This window comes from Janthinobacterium sp. LM6 (assembly GCF_002002885.1).
GTDB classification, from domain to species: Bacteria; Pseudomonadota; Gammaproteobacteria; order Burkholderiales; family Burkholderiaceae_D; genus Janthinobacterium; species Janthinobacterium kumbetense.
The window spans coordinates 2,426,292-2,448,273 of sequence record NZ_CP019510.1 but is presented as its reverse complement, the minus strand read 5'-3'; the positions used below and the strand labels follow the sequence as shown (position 1 = coordinate 2,448,273).

The 21,982-nt window shown below is 66.3% G+C and carries 13 protein-coding genes and 2 tRNA genes; 9 read left to right on the top strand and 6 right to left on the bottom strand.

Features of this window, described 5'->3' with window-relative positions:
• The first annotated feature begins 119 nt into the window (after positions 1-119).
• From BZG29_RS10910 to BZG29_RS10880, 7 genes are all read left to right on the top strand, one after another.
• A complete protein-coding gene (locus BZG29_RS10910; protein ID WP_077402228.1) occupies positions 120-500 on the top strand; it encodes a GntR family transcriptional regulator in 381 nt (126 codons plus the stop codon).
• Complete coding sequence (locus tag BZG29_RS10905; RefSeq protein WP_077402225.1) at positions 497-1,369, top strand: ABC transporter ATP-binding protein; 873 nt, start codon at positions 497-499, stop codon at positions 1,367-1,369. The genes BZG29_RS10910 and BZG29_RS10905 overlap by 4 nt, the downstream gene beginning before the upstream one ends.
• Positions 1,366-2,367, top strand: coding sequence for a hypothetical protein (locus tag BZG29_RS10900; protein ID WP_077402222.1), 1,002 nt, complete (start codon positions 1,366-1,368; stop codon positions 2,365-2,367). Before BZG29_RS10905 ends, BZG29_RS10900 begins: the two co-directional genes overlap by 4 nt.
• 760 nt (positions 2,368-3,127) lie before the next feature.
• On the top strand, positions 3,128-10,117 hold the full coding sequence (locus tag BZG29_RS10895) for a hypothetical protein (RefSeq protein ID WP_077402219.1): 6,990 nt from the start codon (positions 3,128-3,130) through the stop codon (positions 10,115-10,117).
• Positions 10,118-10,250: 133 nt separating this feature from the next.
• The gene (locus tag BZG29_RS10890) at positions 10,251-11,519 is read left to right on the top strand and encodes a TolC family protein (protein ID WP_171984976.1); all 1,269 of its coding nucleotides are present in this window, start codon (positions 10,251-10,253) and stop codon (positions 11,517-11,519) included.
• 28 nt (positions 11,520-11,547) lie between these two features.
• Positions 11,548-13,695: an ATP-binding cassette domain-containing protein gene (locus tag BZG29_RS10885; protein ID WP_216350361.1), complete on the top strand. Its 2,148-nt coding sequence runs from the start codon at positions 11,548-11,550 to the stop codon at positions 13,693-13,695.
• A complete protein-coding gene (locus tag BZG29_RS10880) occupies positions 13,692-14,861 on the top strand; it encodes an HlyD family type I secretion periplasmic adaptor subunit (RefSeq protein ID WP_077402212.1) in 1,170 nt (389 codons plus the stop codon). Before BZG29_RS10885 ends, BZG29_RS10880 begins: the two co-directional genes overlap by 4 nt.
• A gap of 27 nt (positions 14,862-14,888) precedes the next feature.
• Here the strand turns inward: BZG29_RS10880 and udk are convergent, their stop codons facing one another.
• The 6 genes from udk to rnr all read right to left on the bottom strand — a co-directional run bounded on the left by udk (position 14,889) and on the right by rnr (position 21,020).
• Positions 14,889-15,533: a uridine kinase gene (gene udk / locus BZG29_RS10875; RefSeq protein WP_077409055.1), complete on the bottom strand. Its 645-nt coding sequence runs from the start codon at positions 15,531-15,533 to the stop codon at positions 14,889-14,891.
• 59 nt (positions 15,534-15,592) lie between these two features.
• Positions 15,593-16,096 (bottom strand): DUF2199 domain-containing protein, encoded by a 504-nt coding sequence (locus BZG29_RS10870; protein ID WP_077402209.1) that lies wholly within the window; start codon positions 16,094-16,096, stop codon positions 15,593-15,595.
• Positions 16,097-16,109: 13 nt separating this feature from the next.
• Positions 16,110-16,808 carry a YceH family protein gene (locus BZG29_RS10865; RefSeq protein WP_077402207.1) on the bottom strand — a complete coding sequence of 233 codons (699 nt, stop codon included), beginning with the start codon at positions 16,806-16,808 and terminating at the stop codon, positions 16,110-16,112.
• A gap of 10 nt (positions 16,809-16,818) precedes the next feature.
• Positions 16,819-17,568 carry a serine O-acetyltransferase gene (cysE, locus tag BZG29_RS10860; protein ID WP_077402204.1) on the bottom strand — a complete coding sequence of 250 codons (750 nt, stop codon included), beginning with the start codon at positions 17,566-17,568 and terminating at the stop codon, positions 16,819-16,821.
• 134 nt (positions 17,569-17,702) lie between these two features.
• The gene (gene rlmB, locus BZG29_RS10855) at positions 17,703-18,446 is read right to left on the bottom strand and encodes a 23S rRNA (guanosine(2251)-2'-O)-methyltransferase RlmB (protein ID WP_034756912.1); all 744 of its coding nucleotides are present in this window, start codon (positions 18,444-18,446) and stop codon (positions 17,703-17,705) included.
• Between the two features lie 3 nt (positions 18,447-18,449).
• Positions 18,450-21,020: a ribonuclease R gene (gene rnr, locus BZG29_RS10850; protein ID WP_077402201.1), complete on the bottom strand. Its 2,571-nt coding sequence runs from the start codon at positions 21,018-21,020 to the stop codon at positions 18,450-18,452.
• A gap of 417 nt (positions 21,021-21,437) precedes the next feature.
• Here rnr and BZG29_RS10845 point away from each other — a divergent pair.
• Positions 21,438-21,522, top strand: a tRNA-Leu gene (locus BZG29_RS10845).
• Positions 21,523-21,852: 330 nt separating this feature from the next.
• Positions 21,853-21,937 (top strand) — tRNA-Leu (locus BZG29_RS10840).
• The last annotated feature ends 45 nt before the right edge of the window (positions 21,938-21,982 follow it).

Genomic DNA, 21,982 nt, shown 5'->3' with positions numbered 1-21,982 from the left:
GACATTTGAATTTTCACTGTTATAGTTAACTACAACACCAACTCAATACATCACGGAGCTTCGATGCCTACAGCACTTTTTATGCGCCGCACCGCCCCGCCCTTGTCGGAGCGCATCCCATGAGCGCGGAATGGAACGACAATAGCCCCATCTACCGCCAGCTCAAGGCCAGGGTGGTGGGCATGATGCTCGATGGCGTGCTGCAGTCCGGCGACGCCTTGCCTTCGGTGCGCCAGGTGGCGGCCGATTATCAATTGAATCCCATCACGGTCTCGCGCGCCTATCAGGAACTGGTCGACGATGCCCTGGTGGAAAAACGCAGAGGACTCGGTATGTATGTCTTGGAAGGCGCCCGCGACAAATTGCTGGCCAGCGAACGCGAGCGCTTCCTGCGCGAAGAATGGCCAGCCTTGCTGGAACACATCACCCGCCTGGGCCTTGATCTCGATCAACTGCTGCAAGCGAGCCGCGACGGCGGCGCACACGGAGAGAACGCATGAATGCATTGAACAAGGACAGCGTCATCAGCGCGCGCGGCCTGCGCAAGCAGTATGGCAAGCAGGTAGCCATCGACAACATCAGCTTCGATATCGCACCGGGGCGCATCGTCGGCCTGATCGGGCCTAACGGTTCCGGCAAGACCACCACCCTGAAAGCCATCCTGGGCCTGACGGGCTTCGATGGCGACTTGTCCGTGCTGGGGCGCGATCCCCGCGTGCAGCGCGACGCGCTGATGGACGACGTGTGCTTCATCGCCGACGTGGCCATCCTGCCGGGCTGGCTGCGCGTGGCCGACGCCATCGATTTCGTTGCCGGCGTGCATCCACGCTTCGACCGCAGCAAGGCCGAACGCTACCTGGCCCACACCAAGCTGGCGCCGAAGATGAAGGTCAAGGCCATGTCGAAGGGCATGATCGTGCAGCTGCACCTGGCGCTGGTGATGGCCATCGACGCCAAACTGCTGGTGCTCGACGAGCCGACCCTGGGCCTGGATATCCTGTACCGCAAGCAGTTCTACCAGAACTTGCTGGAAGATTACTTCGATGAAAACAAGACCATCGTCATCACCACCCACCAGATCGAGGAAGTGGAACACATCCTCAGCGACCTGATGTTCATTCGCGACGGCAAGATCGTGCTGGCGTCGAGCATGGAAGAGGTGGGCGAGCGCTACATCGAGGTGATGGTGGGCCCGCAGCATGTCAATCCCGCGCGCGCCCTGCAGCCGATCAGCGAACGCAGCGTGTTCGGCAAGTCCGTGATGCTGTTCGATGGCGTCGCCCGCACCCAGCTGGCTGCCCTCGGCGAAGTACGCACGCCCAGCCTGGCTGACCTGTTTGTCGCGACCATGAAAGGATCGTACCAATGAGTATTTCCCCTGTAAACAAGATGCAATGGCTGCTCCGGCGCGAGTTGTGGGAACACAAGGGCATGCTGGTGTGGACGCCGGCCCTGATCGGCGTCGTCATGACGGTGCTGGGCGCCCTGATGGCGGCCGCGACCGTCGCAAAGACCAAAATGCACACGGCGCTCATCGTCAATGGCGAGGAAATTTCCTGGAGCACCGTCTTCAATACGCGCACCTTCGGGCCGCGCCGCACGGAAATCATCGACGCCGTCGCCAACAACTATACGTACGCGGCCGCGCCGCTGTTCCTGGCACTGGGCTTCCTCGTGTTCTTCTATTGCCTCAGCGCCCTGCATGACGACCGCCGCGACCGCAGCGTGCTGTTCTGGAAATCGCTGCCCATCTCGGATGCGCAGACGGTCCTGTCGAAAGCGGCCATCGCCCTGCTGGTCGCGCCGCTGATCGTGGCCGCCGCCGCCAGCCTGACGTCGCTGGCCCTGATCCTGATCCTCAGCGGCGTGCTGGCGGCCAACGGCATCCACGTGTTTGCCGAACTGCTGGGCTCTTCCGGCCTGTACCTGGGGCCGCTGCGCGTGTTTGGCTTGTTGCCCGTGTATTGCCTGTGGGCCTTGCCGACTGTCGGCTGGCTGCTGATGGTATCGAGCTGGGCCAAGTCGAAAGTCTTCCTGTGGGCCGTCGGCGTGCCATTGCTGCTGCTTATCCTGACAGTCTGGGCCGGCAAGCTGACGCAGACGGAAAGCGACGTCAGCTGGATACAGATGAATGTCATCGGACGCGCCCTGCTGGGCACCCTGCCCGGCAGCTGGTATCTGTTCGAACCGGAACTGCTGCCGCGCATGCACGCCCTGGCAGAGGGGGGATCGCACATGACGCGCATCGATGTGTTCAGCAATTCCTGGTCCAGCCTGGCCTTGCCGGCCGCCTGGCTCGGTGCGGCGGCAGGCGCGGCGCTGATTTACGCCGCCATCCGCCTGCGCAGCTGGCGCGAGGAAGGCTGACAGCGCACTATCTCTTGCCCGTCAAAAACGCCCCGCCCGTCGGGGCGTTTTCTATTTCTGCACCATCGAAACATCTGAAAACAATCACTACCTTTCTGATAGTGATTATTAAAAAACTCCCTCCCTGAATAAAGACTATTCAATCGATAGCATCAGTCCAATATAAAAAATGCAAATAATTATTTCTATCGCATTTTATTACCAATCCAATTTGATAATCACCATACAAAAAAGCAACAACTAGCAATTCGATAGCGATATGGCTTTTTCGATGAAAGGCGCCAAAACACTGCCGCTGGGTAGCGGATTCAGCCGAAAAACACCATTCCGTGACAATCCGTGATTATTCACTTGCGCAAGGCTTGACAGAATAGAGTCATGAAAAATGATTAAAATTGAATTGAAAGTTTCAAAATTGAAACCACCATCAGAGTGAGAGCTGGTGCGGCCTGCATGCAAATTGCGCTGTCTCAGGAGGTAGATCGCCTGGCAAGCCAGTTATCGAAAAAACAGGATGCAAGAAAATAGCGCCATGCAAAACAAATGCAAAAATGGCATTTTTAATATTTCAAGGCAAGCGTTCCATTACGCCAGCGTTTTTTTGCCAGTTATGTTTTACTTCACCATCTGCATCGGCAATACCCAATTTCAACCACGGCCCAAGCCACGCCGGAGTAAGCAAGGAAACGAATTAAATTATTGATTTTTTAATATCTTAAAAAGTTGAACGAACATATAACCTTCTTCCGGAGACTTTCAAATGGCCACCATCCAAAATCCAGCACAAGTTCCCGTCAATGCCGAAGGCGCTGGCGCCAAGGTCGCGACGCCCGCTAAAAAAGCGGTCAATCCGAAAAACGGCGACCGCAAGCAGTATGACGAAGACGAGCTGATTAAAGGGGCCGATGCCAGCGCGACCATGCCGCCTGAAAATGTCGTGGAAGTCACGGGTAGCGCCGATAGCGGCAATGCCGCTGCCCTGGGCACGGCCGCAGCGGTGGCTGCAGCCGCCTTGGCGGCCGGTGGCGGCGGTGCGGCCGCAGGCCAGGCCGGCAACGGCAGTGCCGATCCCGGCACGGCGCAAAGCGACAACAACGGCGGCGCCGCGGGCGCGGCAGGCACCGGCGCGGGCGCCGCCGGCATCCCCAGCGGCAGCGTCGTGGATGTCGCGGGAGCATCAGCTGGAGCGGGTGCAGGCGCCGGTGCTGCAGGCGGTCTGGGCGGACTTGGCGTGCTGGGCGCGCTCGGGGGCCTTGGCCTGGTAGCCGCCGCGGCAGGCGGTGGCGGCGGAGGCGGTGCCGCGGCTGGCGGCTCCGGCACGGGCGGCACAGGTACGGGCGGGACCGGTGGTACCGGCGGCACGGGCGGTTCGACCGGCGGTGGCACGGGAAATCAATCCACGACCACCACCATTACCGACGCGGCCGTGCTGGCTGCCGCCGCAGCGGTCGCGGCGGCCAACAATGCCCTGGCCGATGATGCAGCCGCCGCCGCAGCAGCAGCCACGGCAGCAGCTGCGCTGGCAGCGGCGAATGCGGCCACCCTCGCCGACCAGCTGGCGGCGCAAGCGGCCGCCGCGACGGCAGCAGCCTTGCTCGCAGCCAATAACGCCACCAGCGACGATATGCTGGCCGCCAGCACGGCAGCCGCCGTGCCCGGTGCGCAAGCCGCTGCCACGGCTGCCACGAACGACGACGACGCGGCCGCCGCCGCGGCGGCCGCCGCCGCCATTTCGCTGGCCGCCACCACGTCGGCACAAAATGCCGATGCGGCTGCCGTCACGGCCGCCGCCAACGCCGCCGCCGCGCACGCCGCTGCCGATGCGGCACAGACGCAAGCGGACCAGACCAACGCCCCCGCACTGCAATTAATCGCCGATGCAGCCGATGTCGTCTCCGCCGCCGCCAATACCCAGGCAGCACTGACCGATGCGGCGGCGCTCGGCGTCATCTCGGCCAATGATGCCGCCGCCGCCGCCACCGCCACGGCGCTGGCCAATGCCACGGACGCCGCCGCGCTGGACCTGGCGGCAACGGCCGCCGCCAATGCCGCCGTCGCGGCCGGCATACAGGCCAGCCTGACGGACGCCGCCGCCCTGACACTCGTCTCCGATGCCGATGCGGCCACCGCCGCCGCGGCCGCCAGCGTGGCCGCCGCCACCGATGCCGCCGCCCTGACCGCAGCCTCGAATGCGGCCGCTACCGCGGCAGCGAATGCGGCAACCAACGCCAATGCCAGCGACGCCGCGGCACTGGGCGTCGCCGCCACGGCGGCAGCGAATGCCGCTGCGGCAGCCAGCACGCAAGCAGGACTCACCGACGCCGTGACGCTGACCATGGCAGCGGACGCCGCCGCCGGCGTCGCCGCCTGGGATGCCTCGATCGCCAACGCCACCGATGCCGTGGCCCTGCAGGCCGCCGCCGATGCCGCCGCCACGAACGCCGCAAACGCGCAGACACAAGCCAACATGACGGACGCGCCCACCCTGGGGCTGATCGCCGATGCGGCCACCCTGGCGTCGGATGCGGCGCAGGCGCAGGCCGACCTGACCGACGCGGCAGCGCTGGCCCTGATTTCCAGCGCCGATGCCGCCGCAGCGGCGACAGCGGCCACATTGGCCGGCAACACGGATGCCGCCGCGCTCGACATCGCTGCCGCCACTGCCGCCACTGCCGCCGCCAACGCCGTGGTGACAGCCAACCTGAGCGACGCGGCCGCCCTGCAGATCACGGCCGATGCCGCCGCCAACACCTCGACCGCCGCCGCCGCGCAGGCGGCGCTGACCGATGCGGCCGCGCTGCAAATCGTCTCCGATAATGACGCTGCCGCCGCACTGGCAGCGCAAACCACCGCCGACCAGACGGATGCTGCCGCCCTGGCCGCTGCCGACGCGGCGGCAGCCAGCGATGCCGCGAATGCCCAGGCAGTGGCCGACCAGACCGATGTAGTTGCTCTGCAGCAAGCTGCCGACCAGGCGGATGCGGATGCGGCGGCCGCCAATTCGCAAGCGAGCCTGCTGGATGTCAACGTTGCCCTGAATGCCTTCAACCTGGCCAACCTCGCCGCCCTGGCCGCCAACGTCACGGCCGGGCAGACCAGCGTCGTCGACCTGACGGCCACCGTCAACGCCTTGCAGCTCGACGCCGATGGCGCCGATGCCGATGCCAGCCTGACGGACGCCCTCCTCCTCGCAGGCATCTCCGCCGCCGATGCGCTGGCGGCCGCGACTGCGCTGACCACTGCCAACCTGACCGACGCCGTGGCGCTCGCCAACGCAGCCGCCACTGCCGTCTCGGCGGCGGAAACGGCCGCCCTGCTGGGCGGGATCGATATCTCGGCCGTCAGCGCCGCCGCTGCGGCCCAGGCCGCAGCCACGGCCGCAGCGGCCACCGCCGCGCTGACCGATGCCGGCGCGCTGGGCCTGATCTCCACCGCCGACGCCGCCGCTGAACTGGCTGCCCAGACGGCGGTCACCACCTTGACCGCCGCCAATACGCTGGCGCAAAATGCCCTGACCGCGGCACAGCTCGTGGCCGGCCAGACCGATGCCGCGGCCCTGGCCGTGGTGTCATCGACCGCCGATGCGGTCGCCGCCGCAGCCGTCACGACGGCGGGCCAGACGGACGCCATCGCGCTGAGCCTCATTTCCACCGCCGATGGCCTGGCCGCCGCCTCGGCCGCCAGCCTGGCGGCGCTGACGGATGCCACGGCGCTGGGTGTGATCTCGACCGCCGATGCCACCTTGGCCGCCACCCTGCTGACAACGGCCAACTTGACGGACGCTGCCGCCCTGGGCCTGGCCGCCGCGGCGGCCGCCGCCGCCGCCAATACGGCGACGAATGTTGCCAACCTGACCGATGCAGTTACCCTGGGCACGCTCTCGGCAGCCGCCACCACGGCCGCCAATACGGCGGCCACCACCGCCTCGTTGACGGACGCCACGGCCCTGGGCCTCGTCGCCACGGCCGATGCGGCGCTCGCCGCCACGGCGCAGACGACGGCCAACCTCACCGATGCCGTGGCACTGGGCCTCGTCTCGACGGCCGCCAACACGGCCGCCGGCCTGGCTGCCACGGCGGCCAACCTGACGGACGCCGTCGCCCTGGGCACCGTCTCGACGGCCGCCACGGCAGCCGCCAACACAGCCGCCGCCACCGCCGCGCTGACCGATGCCGTCGCCCTGGGGCTGACGGCCACCGTCGATGCGGCCGCCGCCACCGCCGCGCAAACGACGGCCAACCTGACGGACGCCGTCGCCCTGGGCCTGGTGGCGACCGTGAATGCCACCGCCGCCGCGACCGCCGCCACCGTCGCCGGCCTGACCGACGCCGTCGTGCTGGGCACGCAGCATACGCTCGACGTCACGGCCGCCACCGTGGCCGCCACCAAGGCGGCGCTGACGGACGCGGCCGCGCTGACCACCATCGCCAACAACGATGCCGCCAGCGCCGCCGCGGCCGCCGCCTATTCGGCCGCCCATCCACTCGACCTGGTGGCCGCGCTGGCCGCCACCGTGGCCGCCACCACGGCCGGCCTGTCGCACACGGCGGCGTTGGCGGCGCAAGCCGACGACGCGGCTGCCGCCTCGACGGCCGCCACGGCTGCCGCCTCGCTGGTCACGCTGAACAATGCGATTGCCGCCGACAATGCCGCCACCGCCGCCGCCACGCTGGCCCTGACCTCGCAAGCTGCGGCCACGGCGGCGCAGCTGGACGACACCCTCGCGGCGACCGCCGCCGGCGTGGCCGCCACCTCGCTGGCAGCGGCGCAGGCGGCGCAAGCGGCCGATGCCGCCGCCGCCGCGACGGCAGCGACGGCAGCCAATGCGCTGGCCGCCTTGAATGCGGCCCTGGCCGCCGACGCGAATGCGGCAGCTACCGCCGCGGCTGCCGTCACGGCCAATGCGGCCACGGCCGCCGCCGTCGCCGACGATCTGGCCGCCGCCACGGCCGCCACCGTCGCCAATGCCTCGCAAGCGGCCGCGCAAGCGGCGCAGCTGGCCGACAATGCCGCCGCCAGCGCCGCCACCATCGCCGCCAATGCATTGACCGCGTTGAACCAGGCATTGGCTGACGATGCGGCCGCCGCTGCCGCCGTCCTCAACTCCACCAACGCCACGGCCGCCGCTGCGGCCGCTACCGCCGCCGATACGGCCGCCGCCGCTGCCGCCGCCGTCGCCGCCATCTCGGCCGCCGCCACGCAGCATGCGCAGGCGGACGATGCCGCAGCAGCGGCAGCCGCCCTCACGGCGGCCATCTCGCTGGCCGCCACGCAAGCCGCGCAGGCGGCCGACCTGGCCGTCGGCACGACGGCGGCGGCCGCAGCGAGCGCGCTGGCCGCCCTGAACCAGGCCCTGGCCGATGACAACGCCGCAGCGGCAGCCGGCACGGCAGCCGCCAACGCGCAAGCGGCCCTGAATGCGGCCACGACGGCGCTCAACGCGGCAATCCTGACGGCCAGCGCCTCGCTCGCCGCCACCAATGCCGCCCTGGCCGACGATGCCACGGCGGCAAGCACGGCAGCCGCCGCCGCGGCCGCGCAAGTCATTGCCGACGCCGCGCTGCTGGCCGACGCGGGCCTGGCCGCCCTCGCCACGGCGGCCAACAATGCACTGGCCGCGGCCAGCGCCGCGCTGGCCGCCGACGATGCCGCCGCCAGTGCCGCGCACACGGCGGCAATCTCGGCAGCCGCCACGCTGGCGGCGCAACTGGCCGACACGGCCGCCATCAACGCCCATGCGGCGCTCAACGCGGCCATCGCCAACCTGAACGCGGCGGTGACGGCCGATACCAACGCGCTGGACGCCGACAATGACAAGACGCTCAAGCTGAACCTGCTCATCTCCGCGCAAAATGCGTCCGATGCGGCAGCCCAGGCCGACGCCAATGCGGCAGCCGCCCATGCGGCGCTGACATCGGCCCAGGCCGACGATGCGGCGGCCGTCACGGCCGCCAACAATGCGGCAGCCGCGCATGCGGCAGCCGTCGCGGCGCAAAATGCCGATGCCGCCGCGGCAGCGGCAGCGGCGCAGGCAGCCATCTCGCTGGCCGCCACGCTCAATGCCCAGGCCGACGACGCCACGGCGGCAGCGGCCGCCACGGCCGCCGCGAATGCGCAGCTGGCGCTGAACGCGGCCCTCGCCGCCGACGCCAACGTCGCCGCCACCGCCGCTGCGGCAGCCGCCGCCCAGCTGGCGGCGCAAAACGCGCACGACGCCGATGCCGCCGCCGCGGCAGCGGCCGTCGCGGCCGCCATTACCCTGGCAGCCACGCAAGCGGCACAGGCCGACGATGCGGCGGCCGCCCTGGCCGCGGCCAACGCCGCCAACGCCCAGGCAGCGCACAACGCCGCCGTCGCCGACGACCAGGCCGCGGCGGACGCCGCAGCCGCTGCCTCCCTCGCACAAGCAGCAGCGACGGCCGCAGCAGCAGCCGATGCCGCCGCCACCGCCAGCGCCGCGGCGGCGGCAGCGGCACTGCTCGCCGCCCAGGCAGCACAAGCCGACGACACGGCCGCCAACCAGGCTGCGGCAAACGCCGCCGCCGCCACCGCCGCACACACGGCAGCCATCGCCGCCGATGCCCTGGCCATCAGCACGGCGGCAACGGCAGCCACCGCCCTGGCCGCCGCCACCGCGGCGCAGAACGACGATGACGCCGCGGCGGCGGCCGCCGCCCAGGCCGCCATTTCGCTGGCCATCACGCAGCAGGCACAGGCCGACGATGCGGCAGCGGCAGCGGCCACCGTCAACGCCAACAATGCGGCCGCAGCCGCGCTGGCCGCCCATGCCGCCGATGCGGCAGCGCCGCTGGCCCAGGCCCAGGCCGCCGCCTCGCTGCTGGCCTTCCAGGCCGCGCAAGCCGACGATGCCGCCGCCGCCAACGCGGCGGCAGCAGCGGCCCAGGCACATGCCAATGCCAACGCGGCCTACGCGGACGATGCGGCAGCGGCCCAGGCCAACGCCGACGCGCAGGCAGCCGATGCGGCCCTGGTGCAAGCGAACGCCCTGGCCGCGCAAACGGACGCCAGCGCCCTGGCTGTGGTGTCGGCGGCGGACGCCGCCCACGCCGCCGCCGTGCAAGCGCTGGCCGACCAGACCGATGCCGTGGCGCTCACCCAGGCCGCCGATGCGGCTGCGGCCGCCGCCCTGGCCGCGGCGCAGACGGCCAACCTGACGGATGCCACCGCGCTGCACCTGGCAGCCGATGCGGCCGCCGCCGCCGCCCTGCAGGCGCAGGCGCAGGCGGACCTGACGGACGCAAACTCGCTGACGGTGTCGGCAAATGCCGCAGCCGCAGCCGCGGCGGCAGCCCAGGCGCAGGCCGACCTGACGGATGCGAGCCAGCTGTTCGTGCTGAGCCAGAACGCCCTGCACAACCCGCTGACGGTGAGCGACTTCAGCACCGGCCTGCCGGCCGCCGGCGGCGACGTGATCGACATGTCGGCCATCGCCCACCTGACGGCAGCGGTGGCGGTGAACGTCAACGTGGGCACCGACTTTGGCAACGACAACCTGTTCATCTTCGACGGCACGTCCGTGTCGATCGGCGCGGCGGCCGGCGCCATCGCGGCCGACGACAGCGTCCTGTCGGGCCAGGGCTACATCGTCATCGCCGATGCGCAAAACAGCGGCGCCGTGACGGTGTATCACTCGAGTGACCTGAGCAACGCCAACGCCATCGACACGGCGCTGGTGCTGCTGAGCGGGGTGAACATCACGCAGCTGACGGCGGCCAACTTCATCGTCTGAAGCAGGGCCCCCACGCCAGGCGCCGCACCTGGCGCGGCAGCGGGAGCGCACGGCGGCGCGCTCCCGCCCACCTTGAAATGCGTCAGGCCTCGGGCCGGAAAAATACGGGATGAGATCAAGCGGTTCCCCAGCATTGTCTTCACTGCCACGCATCGCGGCCCTGCTGATGGCCGCGGCCATGGCATCCATGGCGTCTTTCGCCCATGCCCAGGGCGCCACCGCCTGGAGCTTCGACCAGGTCCTGCAGCAGGCGCTGCAAAGCCATCCCGCCGTGCAGGGCAGGCGTTCGGCGCAGGCGGCCGCGCGCGCCGACCTCGATGGCGCGCAATGGCAGCGCTTTCCCAGCCTGTCGGCGGAAGTCCCCACCGGTTCGCAGGAAACGGGCGGCGTGGTGCGCATCGAGCAGCCGCTGTGGAGCGGCGGGCGCATCGACGCCGGCATCGATGCCGCCGGCAGCCGGGTCGACGCGGCCGGTGCGGCCATCGAAGAAGAACGCCTGACCCTGTCCCTGCGCGTGATCGCCGCCTACACGGAAGCGCTGCGCCAGACGGCGCGCGTGCGCTCGGCCGAGGCGGGCCTGGCCGAGCACCAGCGCCTGCTGGACATGATCAAGCGCCGCGTGGTGCAGTCGGTCAGCTCGCAGACGGACCAACGCCTGGCCGAGTCGCGCGCCTACCAGGCGGCCAACGACGTGTCGAATGCGCGCCAGGCACTGGAAAACGCGCTGGCGCAGCTGTCGCAACTGGCGGGCAAACCCGTGCGCCTCGTCAGCACCACCGGCATCGGCGTGGGCGAACCGCTGCCCGACGCCAGCCTGGAGCGGGTCATGCGCCAGGCCATCGACTATTCCCCCACCCTGCACCGCCTCGATTTCGAGGCGCAGGCCGCCGATTCCGAAATCACCATGCAGCGCTCGGCCTACATGCCGAAAGTCGTGCTGCGCATGGAAAAGCCGACAGGCGGCATGAATGCCGACAACCGCACGCGCGCCATGCTGGTGCTGCAGGCGCAGCCGGGCGCGGGCCTGTCGGCCAAGGCCGGCGTGGATGCCGCCGTGGCGCGGCGCGAAGGCGCGCGCGCCGCGCACGACGTGGCCGAACGCGAGGTGCGCGAGCGTTTTACCCTGGACTGGAACGAGGCCGAGGCGAGCCGCCAGCGCCTGGGCAACGCGGGCGAAGCCAGCACCACCTCGACGCAGGTATTCGAATCGTATGCGCGCCAGTACGTGATCGGCCGCAAGAGCTGGAACGACGTGCTCAACGCCGTGCGCGAAGCGACCCAGGCGCAATTTTCGCTGGAAGACACGCGCGCGCAGGCGATCGCCGCCAGCCTGCGCCTGGCCGCGCAAACAGGCACCCTGGCCGGGCGCACGGCGCCGGCCGCGTCGGTGCGCGCCAATTGACCGCCACAGAACACGAACAGGAGACAGCGTGGATACCTCCATCAAACATGGCTTGCTGACACTCATCGAGCGGGCCGCCCGCCTGACGGGACAGCACGTGCCCGCCGCCCGCCTGGCCGACCTGCAACGCCATCTCGATGACATCGACGACAACAGCGCCCCCGGCGCGGCATTGACCACCATCTGGCAGGCGGCCGGGCTGGAAGGCGCGGCGCGCGCGCTGCACGAGCCGACGCCGGGCGAGCTGCCGTTCGCCGTCTACAGCGCCAGCGCGGGCTGGGGCTTGCTGCAGGCGCGCGGCGCCGACGGCGCCTGGCGCGGCGAAGGCGTCGACGGGCGCGCCTTGCAACTGGCCTCGCTGGCCGGCCTGGCTTGCGTGAGCCTGCCGCGCCGCAGCGAAAAAAGCGGCGCCCGCCCCGGCGCCCTGGGCCTGGTGCGCAACGCCCTGTGGCTGAAAAAAAGCGTGTTTGTCGACGCCGTGCTGGCCACCGCGCTGGTGACCCTGCTGACCATGGCCACCTCGCTGTTTTCCATGCAGGTGTACGACCGCGTGATCCCGAACCAGAGCTTCAGCACCCTGTGGGTCCTGGTGGTGGGCGTGGCCCTGTCGATCGGCCTGGAATTCATCCTCAAGCAGGTGCGCAGCCGCATCGTCGACCACTCGTGCAATGACGTCGACCATGAGTTGTCCGAGTGGTTTTTCCAGCGCATGCTGGGCATCCGCATGGAGGCGCGCCCCGCTTCCGTCGGCACCCTGGCGGCGCAGGTAAAAGGCTTTGAGATGGTGCGCGGCGTGCTCACGTCGACATCGCTGTTCGTGCTGACGGACGTGCCCTTCGCCGTGATTTTTCTCGCCATGATCACCATCATCGGCGGGCCGCTGGTGGTGGTGCCGCTGGTGGCCCTGCCGCTGGCCCTCGCATGCGGGCTGATGTTCCAGCGCGCCATCGAAAGCCATACGCGCAAGAACCTCAACGCCAGCAACCGCAAGGCCGGCTTGCTGGTGGAAGCCGTCGACGGCGTCGAAACGCTCAAGGGCAGCAGCGCCGAATGGATGATGCAGGCGCGCTGGGCCGAACTGGTGGCCGAGAGCAGCCACGCCGAGCAGAATATCCGCGACTATGCGGCCCTGTCGCAAAACATCACGGCCGCCTTCCAGCAGCTGACCAACGTGGCGCTGATCTCCATGGGCGCCTGGTTCGTGGCCGAAAACCAGATGACCATGGGCGCCCTGATGGCCTGCACCATCATCAGCAACCGCGCCCTGATGCCCATCGTGCAGCTGCCCGCCGTGATGGTGCAATGGGCGCATGCGCGCGCCTCGATCGACGGCCTGGAACAAGTCATCAGCCTGCCCAACGAAGCCGACAATGCGCAGTTCGCGCTGACGCCGCGCAGCCTCGACACGGGCTTGCGCTTCGAACGCATCCGCTTTACGTATGGCGGCGCGCAAAAGGTGGCGCTGGAAGTGGAAAACCTCGCCATCCACCCCGGCGAGCGCGTCGGCCTGGTGGGCGCCATCGGCTCGGGCAAGAGCACCCTGCTGAAACTGGCCTCGGGCCTGTACCTGCCGGCCGAGGGAAAAGCCTACCTGGGCGACGTCGACATGGCCCTGCTGGCGCCGGCCGTGGTGCGCGAAATGGTCGGCTACCTGCCGCAGGAAACGCGCCTGTTCAGCGGCACCCTGCGCGACAACCTGCTGCTGGGACTGGCCGACCCGGGCGAAGAAGCGATCCTGGCTGCCGCCAAACGCACGGGCTTGATCGAGCTGATACTGGGCCAGCCACGGGGACTGGCGCTGGGCATCACCGAAGGCGGACGGGGCGTGTCGGGCGGCCAGCGCCAGTTGATCGCCGTCACGCGCCTGCTGCTGGCCAAGCCGCGCATCTGGCTGCTCGACGAGCCGACGGGCGCCATGGATGCGAAGACGGAAGCGCGCATCGTCGGGCTGTTGGGCGAGCTGGCGGCCGAAGGCGTGACGATGGTCGCCACCACGCACAAGAACGCCCTCCTGCCCCTGCTCGACCGCCTGGTGGTGCTGCAGGCGGGACGGGTGCTGCTGGACGGCCCGCGCGATGCCGTACTGGCCAAGCTGTCGGGCAAGCCGCAGGCCGTACCCGCTTCCGCACCCGCGCCGGTGGTCCAGGCAGCGGCGGCGCAAGGAGCCGTCGCATGAAACTGGCCAAGGTCGAAACGCGGGAAGAAGCGAAACGGGGCCGGGTGCTGATCTGGAGCTGCACGGCGGCACTGGCGGGCGTCATCGCCTGGGCATCGTGGGCGGAGCTGGACCAGGTCACGCGCGCCAATGGCCAGGTGATCGCCAGTTCGCGCAACCAGATCATCCAGGTGGCCGATGGCGGCGTGCTGGCCGAGTTGCGCGTGCATGAAGGCAGCATCGTGAAAAAGGGCGAATTGCTGGCGCGTTTCGACCGCACGCGGGCCGAAACAAGCTACCTGGAAAGCACGGCCAAGGCCGCCGGACTGAAGGCGGCCGTGGCGCGCCTGCAGGCGGAAGTGTTTGGCGGCGCGCCGAAGTTCCCGCCCGAACTGCAGGCGTTTCCGGAATTTCGCGCCAACCAGCTGGCCCTGTTCAGCAAGCGCCAGGGCGCCGTGCAGGCGGAAGTGAGTTCGCTGGACAGCGCCATGAAACTGATCAAGGAAGAGCTGGAAATGAATCTGCCGCTGCTGGAAACGGGGGACGTCAGCCGCGCCGAAGTGCTGAAACTGCGGCGGCAGGTGGTCGACATCCAGGCGCAGATCACCAACCGGCGCAACAAATACCTGCAAGACAGCCAGACAGACCTGGTGAAAGCCCAGGAAGACCTGGCCGGCGTGCTGCAGACGGTGACGCAGCGCAAGGAGCAGCTGGGCTCGACGGACATCTACGCGCCCACCGACGGCATCGTGCGCAACGTCCGGCTCACCACCCTGGGCGGCGTGGCCAAGCCGGGCGAGGAAATCCTGCAAATCGTGCCCACGGACGATGACCTGATCATCGAGGCGAAAGTCAAGCCGGCCGACATCGCCTTCATCAAGCCCGGCCTGCCCACGGCCGTGAAACTGGACGCCTATGACTACGGCATCTACGGCCGCCTGCGCGGCACCGTCAGCTACATCAGCGCAGACACTTTAAGTGAAGACAACAAGGGCAACGAGCAGCCGTACTACCGCGTGCAGATCAAGACCAGCGGGCGCAAGCTGATGGGCAAGAATGGCGAGCCGATTCTGATCCAGCCCGGCATGACGGCCACCGTGGAAATCAACACGGGTCGCAAGACGGTCTTGCGCTACCTGACGAAACCGATCACCAAGACGTTCTCGGAGTCGATGGGGGAGCGGTGACGCAGCGGGCTGCGTCACCGGCAGGCTTCAAACGGCCGGTTTCAATTGACCGATGACGCTGGCCACCTTGGCCGTAATCATGTCGACCGCGGGGCCATTGGCGCCGTGCGGCAGGATGACATCGGCATTGCGCTTGGTCGGTTCGATGAATTGCTTGTGCATCGGGCGCACGGTTTCCAGGTATTGCTCGATGACGCTCTCGACCGAACGGCCACGTTCCGTGATATCGCGTTGCATGCGGCGGATGAAGCGCACGTCGGAGGCCGTGTCGACAAAGATCTTCAGCGACATCATGTCGCGCAGTTTTTCGTCATACAGGGCAAACAGGCCTTCGATGACGATCACCGGCGCCGGCTTGACGGGAATGGTCCGGCTGGAGCGATTGTGCAGCGTGAAGTCGTACTCGGGCATCTCGATCGCCTCGCCATTGCGCAAGGCCTGGATGTGCTGCACCAGCAATGGCCACTCGAACGCCTGCGGATGGTCGTAATTCTGCTGCCGGCGCACTTCAGGGGAGAGGTGGGTTTGGTCGCAGTAGTAGTCGTCCTGCATCACGACCGAGACCATGTCGGCGCCAAACGACGCCAGCACTTGTTGGGATACGGTGGACTTGCCACTGCCGCTTCCGCCAGCGACACCAATGATAAACGGTTGGAAGGAAATAGTATTCATGCCGAATGATACCGGAAACATGAGCGGTCCGACAGGGAGCGGCTGCAACGCCGGGCCTGTCACGCGCCATGCATCAGTCGTGCATACAGCTCGGCCACCCGCTCTGCCGTGATGCCGTCACGCTGTTCCACCGCCAGCGGATGATCCGTCGGTTCCAGCTCGATTGCCGGACGTATGCCATCGTCGCGCAGGTGCACGCGGGTTTTCAGGTTCAGGGTGTCCGGATACACGGGCAGTTGCGTGCTGAGCCAGCCGAAGAAGGGGCCGATGTGCGCCCGTTTGGCATCGTTGAAGCAAGCGTCCCAGGCGTCGAAGCTGTCAGCGCTCAGCGACACCCACACGCCCCAGCTGAACGGCTCGTCAAAGCCATGCACGGGGATGTCGATGGTGGCGCGCACGAAGCAGTGCGCTTCGTCGACGATGCAGGCGTCGCTGTCGAGCTGGCAGCGCGCGCTCCGTTCGGCGGGCGCCATCTGCTCGCACAGCCACGGCGCGTCGGCGCCGAAGCTGGGCATGCCCGTGTGGGTCTCGCCGCAGGAGCGGCACAGGAAGGAAAAAACCATGCTTGCAGTAAGGTTATTCGAACTGCTTGCGGAACGCCTCGAACTGCGCCGCCAGGCCATCGAAATCGCTGCGCAATTGCAGCACTTCCTGTTCCAGCTGGGCCACACGACTGCCCTGCTGCGGCGCGCTGACGGCACCGGCGAAACCGGCCGCCGTCTCGATCTGCGCCAGCGCCTCTTCGCCGCCCAGCAAGTGGCCGTAGCGCGGCTCCTTGGCGCCGGGCGCGACGGCCAATTTCGCCACCAGCGGCGGGTATTTATCGATCAGGAACTGCAGGCCGGCTTCCACTTCCGCCACGGACTTGAATTCATGCACGCGGCCGCTGCGGCTGCGGATCTCGCCCGCCGTCTGCAAGCCGCGCAGCATCAATATCGTCAGGATGGCCAGCTTGTCCTGTTCCAGCGACCACTTGATGCGCATGCGGTGCTCGTACTTGGCGACCCGGGCGCCCGCCTGCGTGATGCCATTGACGAACTTGCGCTGCATCAAACGCTGCAGCACGTCGTAGACGGTTTCTTCGGACAGGGCCATGACGGGGTCGCGGCTGGACAGCTGGTTGCAGCCGTTCGTCAGGGCGTTCAGCGACAGCGGATAGCTGTCCGGCGTCAGCGCTTCCTTTTCGGCCAGCACGGCCAGCACGCGGATCTCGAAGGGGTCGAGCAGATTCGGATTGTCATTGCTTTTTTCGCCTGCCGTCACATCAGTATTCATGCCTGTATCCTTAATCAACCAGCTTGTTCATTTGCTCGGAATCAAATTTATCACACTCGGGCACGCCCTGGCAGCAGATGCCCGCCGCCTTCAGCGTGGCGAGGATGGTCTCGATGCGCTGCTCCTGCGCCACGGCGTGCGTAATCAAGCCTTGCAGGGCTTTCGACAGCGGGTCGTCGCCGTTGGGCGTGACGCCATACGCGGCGAACAGATGGGCCGTGCTGCCTTCACGCAAGGCGCTGACATCCTTTTGCACGATGTGCGCGGGGTTGCCGACGGCCGTGGCGCCGGACGGCACGGGTTTCAGCAGCACGGCGTTCGAGCCCACCTTGGCGTACTCGCCCACGGTAAAACTGCCCAGCACCTGCGCGCCCGCGCCGACGATGACGCCCCGTTCCAGGGTCGGATGGCGCTTGCTGCCGCTGTGCAGCGAGGTGCCGCCCAGGGTGACGCCCTGGTAGATGGTGCAGTCGTCGCCGACGACGGCCGTCTCGCCGATCACCACGCCGAAACCATGGTCGATGAAGACGCGCCGGCCGATGACCGCGCCCGGATGGATCTCGATGCCCGTGATGATGCGGCCGATATACGAAATGAAGCGCCCTACCCACTTCAGGTGCCGCGTCCAGCACCAGTGCGCCCAGCCGTGCATGACGATGGCGTGCAAGCCCGGATAACAGGTCAGCACCTCCCAGCCATTGCGGGCGGCGGGGTCACGTTCAATGATGCTGTTGATGTCTTCGCGCAGGTGGTGGAACATAATGAAAATGGATAAGGTGGAACGCAAATGGTAGCGTATTCGGAGGGGGACTGCTGGAGGGGGCTGCCGTTGAGAAGCTGCTCAACGGCAAGCTGGGGTCAGACCCGGCGGGTCTGACCCCAAATAACGCTAACTTAAGCTTCTAAAGCGATGCGCTGGCGGCGGGCTTCATACAGACAGACACCGGAAGCGACCGACACGTTCAGGCTCTCGACGGAGCCGAACATCGGGATGCTGACGAGGATGTCGCAGGTGTCGCGCGTCAAACGGCGCATGCCTTCGCCTTCCGAACCCATGACGAGGGCCGTCGGGCCCGTGAAATCGGCTTCGTACAAGCCTTTTTCGCCGTCGTCCGAGGTGCCGATCAGCCAGATGCCGCGTTCCTTGAGTTCACGCATGGTGCGCGCCAGATTCGTCACGGTGATGTACGGGACGGTTTCGGCGGCACCGCTGGCGACCTTGGCGGCCGTGGCGTTGAGGCCCACGGCGCGGTCCTTCGGCACGATGACGGCATGTGCGCCGACGCCGTCGGCCACGCGCAGGCAGGCACCCAGGTTGTGCGGATCGGTAATGCCGTCGAGAATCAACAGCAGCGGCGGGCCGTCGATGGCGTCCAGCAGCTCATCGAGATTGCGCGCCAGCGACAGTTGCGAGGCAAACGCGATCACACCCTGGTGACGGCGCGTGCCGACGATTTTATCGAGACGCGACGAGTCGACAGGCATGACGCGCACGTTGGCAGCCTTGGCGGCGGCGATCATGTCCTTCATGCGGCCGTCGACGCGGCTGGCATCGACGAAAATTTCTTCCACGGACGACGCTTCATGACGCAGACGCGAGGTGACGGCGTGGAAGCCGAAAATCATTTTATTCTTCATTATTTATCGTTTCTTCTTGCTTGTTTTTGATGCAGATACAGTTTTTGCTGCTCGTGGTGCCGCCGCAGCGGGTGCCGCGGCTGGTTTCTTGCTGCGTTTCGGCGCGGCGGCCTTGGAAGCTGCCGCCTTCGGGGCTTCCTTCGGGGCTGCCTTGGCGGCAGGCTTGGCTTGCGCCTTGGCGCCGTTGGAGCGGCCGCCGGAACCATTGCCGGATTTGCCGCCGTTGCTGACGCTGGCCTTGATCTCGTGGCGCTGCTCGGTCGCGGGACCGGGCTTGACCATCGATTTCTTCTCGCCCTTGCGCTTGCCGCCGCCATTCGGCTTGGCTGGCGCTTCTTCGCCCGCCAGTTCCGCGTCGGTGACCAGGCGCAGGTCGATCTTGCGCGTTTCCAGGTCAACACGCGCCACTTGCACCGTCAGACGGTCGGTCAATTGATAACGCTTGCCCGTGCGTTCGCCGCGCAACTCATGGCGCGCATCGTCGTACTGGAAGTAATCGGTGCCCAGCTCGGTGACGTGCACCAGACCTTCGACAAACAGGGTATCGAGCTGCACGAACACGCCGAAGGTGGTCACGCCCGTAATGGTGCCGGTGAACTCTTCGCCCAATTTATCCTGCATGAAGTAGCACTTCAGCCAGGCTTCCACGTCGCGCGACGCTTCGTCGGCGCGGCGTTCGTTGGCCGAGCAATGCACGCCCAGCGCGTCCCAGATGGTGAGATCAGTTTTCTTCGGCTTGCCGTCGGCCTTGTCCTTGGCTTGCTGCTTGCGCGTGGCGTTCGACACGTTCGTGTTCAGCACGGTCTTTTCGGACAGCTTCGGCTCGTATTTCTTGCCTTGCAGAATGGCCTTGATGGCGCGGTGCGTCAGCAGGTCGGGATAGCGGCGGATAGGGCTGGTGAAGTGGGCATACGCCTCGTACGCCAAGCCGAAGTGGCCGATATTGTCCGGGCTGTAGACGGCTTGCTGCATCGAACGCAGCAGCATCGTTTGCAGCAGGGCCGCATCGGGACGCGCCTTGATCTGCTGCATCAGGGTCTGGTAATCGGATGCCGACGGCGTGTCGCCGCCCGTCAGGTTCAGGCCGACCTGCTTGAGGAAGGTGCGCACTTGCGTGAGCTTTTCCTTGGTCGGGCTGGCGTGGATGCGGTAGGTGCCAGGATGCTTGTTGCGCAGCAACAAATCGGCCGCGCAGACGTTGGCCGCCAGCATGCACTCTTCGATGATCTTGTGCGCTTCGTTGCGCGTGCGGGGGATGATCTTTTCGATCTTGCCGGCGCTATTGCAGACGATATACGTTTCCGTCGTCTCGAAATCGATGGCGCCCCGCTCCGTGCGCGCTTTCAGCAAGGCGCGGTAGACGGCTTCCAGGTTTTGCAGGTGCGGCAGGATGTCCGCGCGGCGTGCCGCTTCCGGTCCCTTGGTGTTGCCCAGCACGGCAGCGACTTCGTCATACGTCAGGCGCGCGGCCGAATGAATGACGGCCGGATAGAACTGGTAAGCCTTCAGCTCGCCCTTGTCGCTGACGACGGCGTCGCAGACGAGGGTCAAACGGTCGACGGCCGGGTTCAGCGAGCACAGGCCATTCGACAGTTTTTCCGGCAGCATCGGGATCACGCGGCGCGGGAAGTAGACGGACGTGCTGCGCTCCAGCGCGTCGATATCGAGCGCGTCGTTCGGTTTCACGTAATGGCTGACGTCGGCAATCGCCACGATCAGGCGGAAGCAGTTGGCGCGGCCGATCTTGACGGGTTCGCAATATACGGCATCGTCGAAATCGCGCGCGTCTTCGCCGTCGATGGTCACCAATGGCACGTCGCGCAGGTCGACACGGTCTTTCAGGTCGGCGGCGCGCACTTCGAACGGCAGTTTTTCAGCTTGCTTGAGGGCGGCGGCGGAAAAGATGTGCGGCACGTTGAATTTGCGCACGGCAATTTCAATTTCCATGCCGGGATCATCGAGCGCACCGAGCACTTCGACGATCTTGCCGACCGGCTGCTTGAAGCGCATCGGTTGCTCCGTCAGCTCGACGCTGACGATCTGGCCGGCTTTCGCCTTGCCCACCGAACCGGTGACCAAAATGTCCTGGCCGATGCGCTGGTCTTCCGGCGCCACGACCCAGGTACCGTTTTCCTGGATCAGGCGGCCGATGACGTGGGTATTGGCGCGGTAGGTGACTTCGACGATCGTGCCTTCCGGGCGGCCGCGGCGGTCCGTGCCGACGATGCGGGCCATGACCTTGTCGCCATGCAGTACTTTCTGCATTTCTTTCTCAGGCAGGAACAGGTCGGCGCTGGCGTCGTCGGGAATGACAAAGCCGAAACCGTCGCGGTGGCTGGTGACGCGACCGGCGACAAGCGCGCTCTGGTCGGCCAGGCAGAAAACACCGCTGGCGTCAGACTTGAGCTGGCCGTCGCGCTCCATCGCCTTCAGGCGACGGACCAGGACATCCATGGAATCGGCATGCACTTGCAGCGTTTTCCCGAGAGACTGCGGGTCGAGAGGCGCGCTGACGCTGCGGAATATGCCGAGAATGTCCTCCCGGCTGGGGATGGTGTGGGTATTTTGGCTCAAAAGTATTTCTATAGTTGTTATTGACAGTGATCAAACGGAAGACAAAGACCGATGACATCACCGTCAATATTGACACGGTGATGTCCGGTAGTGTACCGGAGGACGCCTTGGTTTGCCTAACGGACAGCGTAGCGGAAACCGAACAAGTGCCCCGCCGATGAAAAAAAGGAGAAAAGCTGCGCAATGCATTTGACTTCGGCAAATATTGCTCTATAATCTCGGTCTCTTGCAGCGACAAACCTTCACGGGAATGCAGTTGCAGGAAAGCGGTACAGGGTTGATGTGCAGTATGGAGCGAAAGCTCATCTGGCGCAAAACTCTTCAAGTCGCTATAATAGCAGAATTGCTGTAAAGTTATTTTGCAACAAGTACTCGAGCAGTAAAGTAGTAAGCAACAAGTAATAGAGCAGCATCAGTGCCCACGTGGCGGAATTGGTAGACGCGCATGGTTCAGGTCCATGTGCCTTCGGGTGTAGGGGTTCGAGTCCCTTCGTGGGCACCATTACCTAATTCGCAAAAAAGCCGCAAACTTTCACGAGTTTGCGGCTTTTTTCATTTCCGCGCCAAACATCCCTCCCCTCCCGCCAACATAACTTGACTGGCCGCACTGCGGCAACCGAGCCACCCGGCAAGCCCACGGACAGAAACCGGCGGAAAAGCGCTGAAAAAAGAGGCAGATTCAGCCTTTTTTCATAGGGAAAAGCCCTTTTCAGGCGAAAAAGCATGTTTCTTGCAGAAAAGTGCAAAATGTTGATTGACCGAATGCGCGCCAGCCCTTATGATTTTGTCCTCGCTGCAGAACACGCAGCGACAAGCAGCAAGCAGTAACAATGCCCACGTGGCGGAATTGGTAGACGCGCATGGTTCAGGTCCATGTGCCTTCGGGTGTAGGGGTTCGAGTCCCTTCGTGGGCACCACCAGCAACAAGTTGTTCATTGTTGTGATCCGCAGTAAAGTAGCAG

Excerpts from the sequence above, each read along its gene's own strand:
- BZG29_RS10910 (WP_077402228.1), top strand. The coding sequence starts at position 120 with ATGAGCGCGGAATGGAACGACAATAGCCCCATCTACCGCCAGCTCAAG.
- BZG29_RS10905 (WP_077402225.1), top strand. The coding sequence starts at position 497 with ATGAATGCATTGAACAAGGACAGCGTCATCAGCGCGCGCGGCCTGCGC.
- BZG29_RS10900 (WP_077402222.1), top strand. The coding sequence starts at position 1,366 with ATGAGTATTTCCCCTGTAAACAAGATGCAATGGCTGCTCCGGCGCGAG.
- BZG29_RS10895 (WP_077402219.1), top strand. The coding sequence starts at position 3,128 with ATGGCCACCATCCAAAATCCAGCACAAGTTCCCGTCAATGCCGAAGGC.
- BZG29_RS10880 (WP_077402212.1), top strand. The coding sequence starts at position 13,692 with ATGAAACTGGCCAAGGTCGAAACGCGGGAAGAAGCGAAACGGGGCCGG.
- udk (WP_077409055.1), bottom strand. The coding sequence starts at position 15,533 with ATGAATACTATTTCCTTCCAACCGTTTATCATTGGTGTCGCTGGCGGA.
- BZG29_RS10870 (WP_077402209.1), bottom strand. The coding sequence starts at position 16,096 with ATGGTTTTTTCCTTCCTGTGCCGCTCCTGCGGCGAGACCCACACGGGC.
- BZG29_RS10865 (WP_077402207.1), bottom strand. The coding sequence starts at position 16,808 with ATGAATACTGATGTGACGGCAGGCGAAAAAAGCAATGACAATCCGAAT.
- cysE (WP_077402204.1), bottom strand. The coding sequence starts at position 17,568 with ATGTTCCACCACCTGCGCGAAGACATCAACAGCATCATTGAACGTGAC.
- rlmB (WP_034756912.1), bottom strand. The coding sequence starts at position 18,446 with ATGAAGAATAAAATGATTTTCGGCTTCCACGCCGTCACCTCGCGTCTG.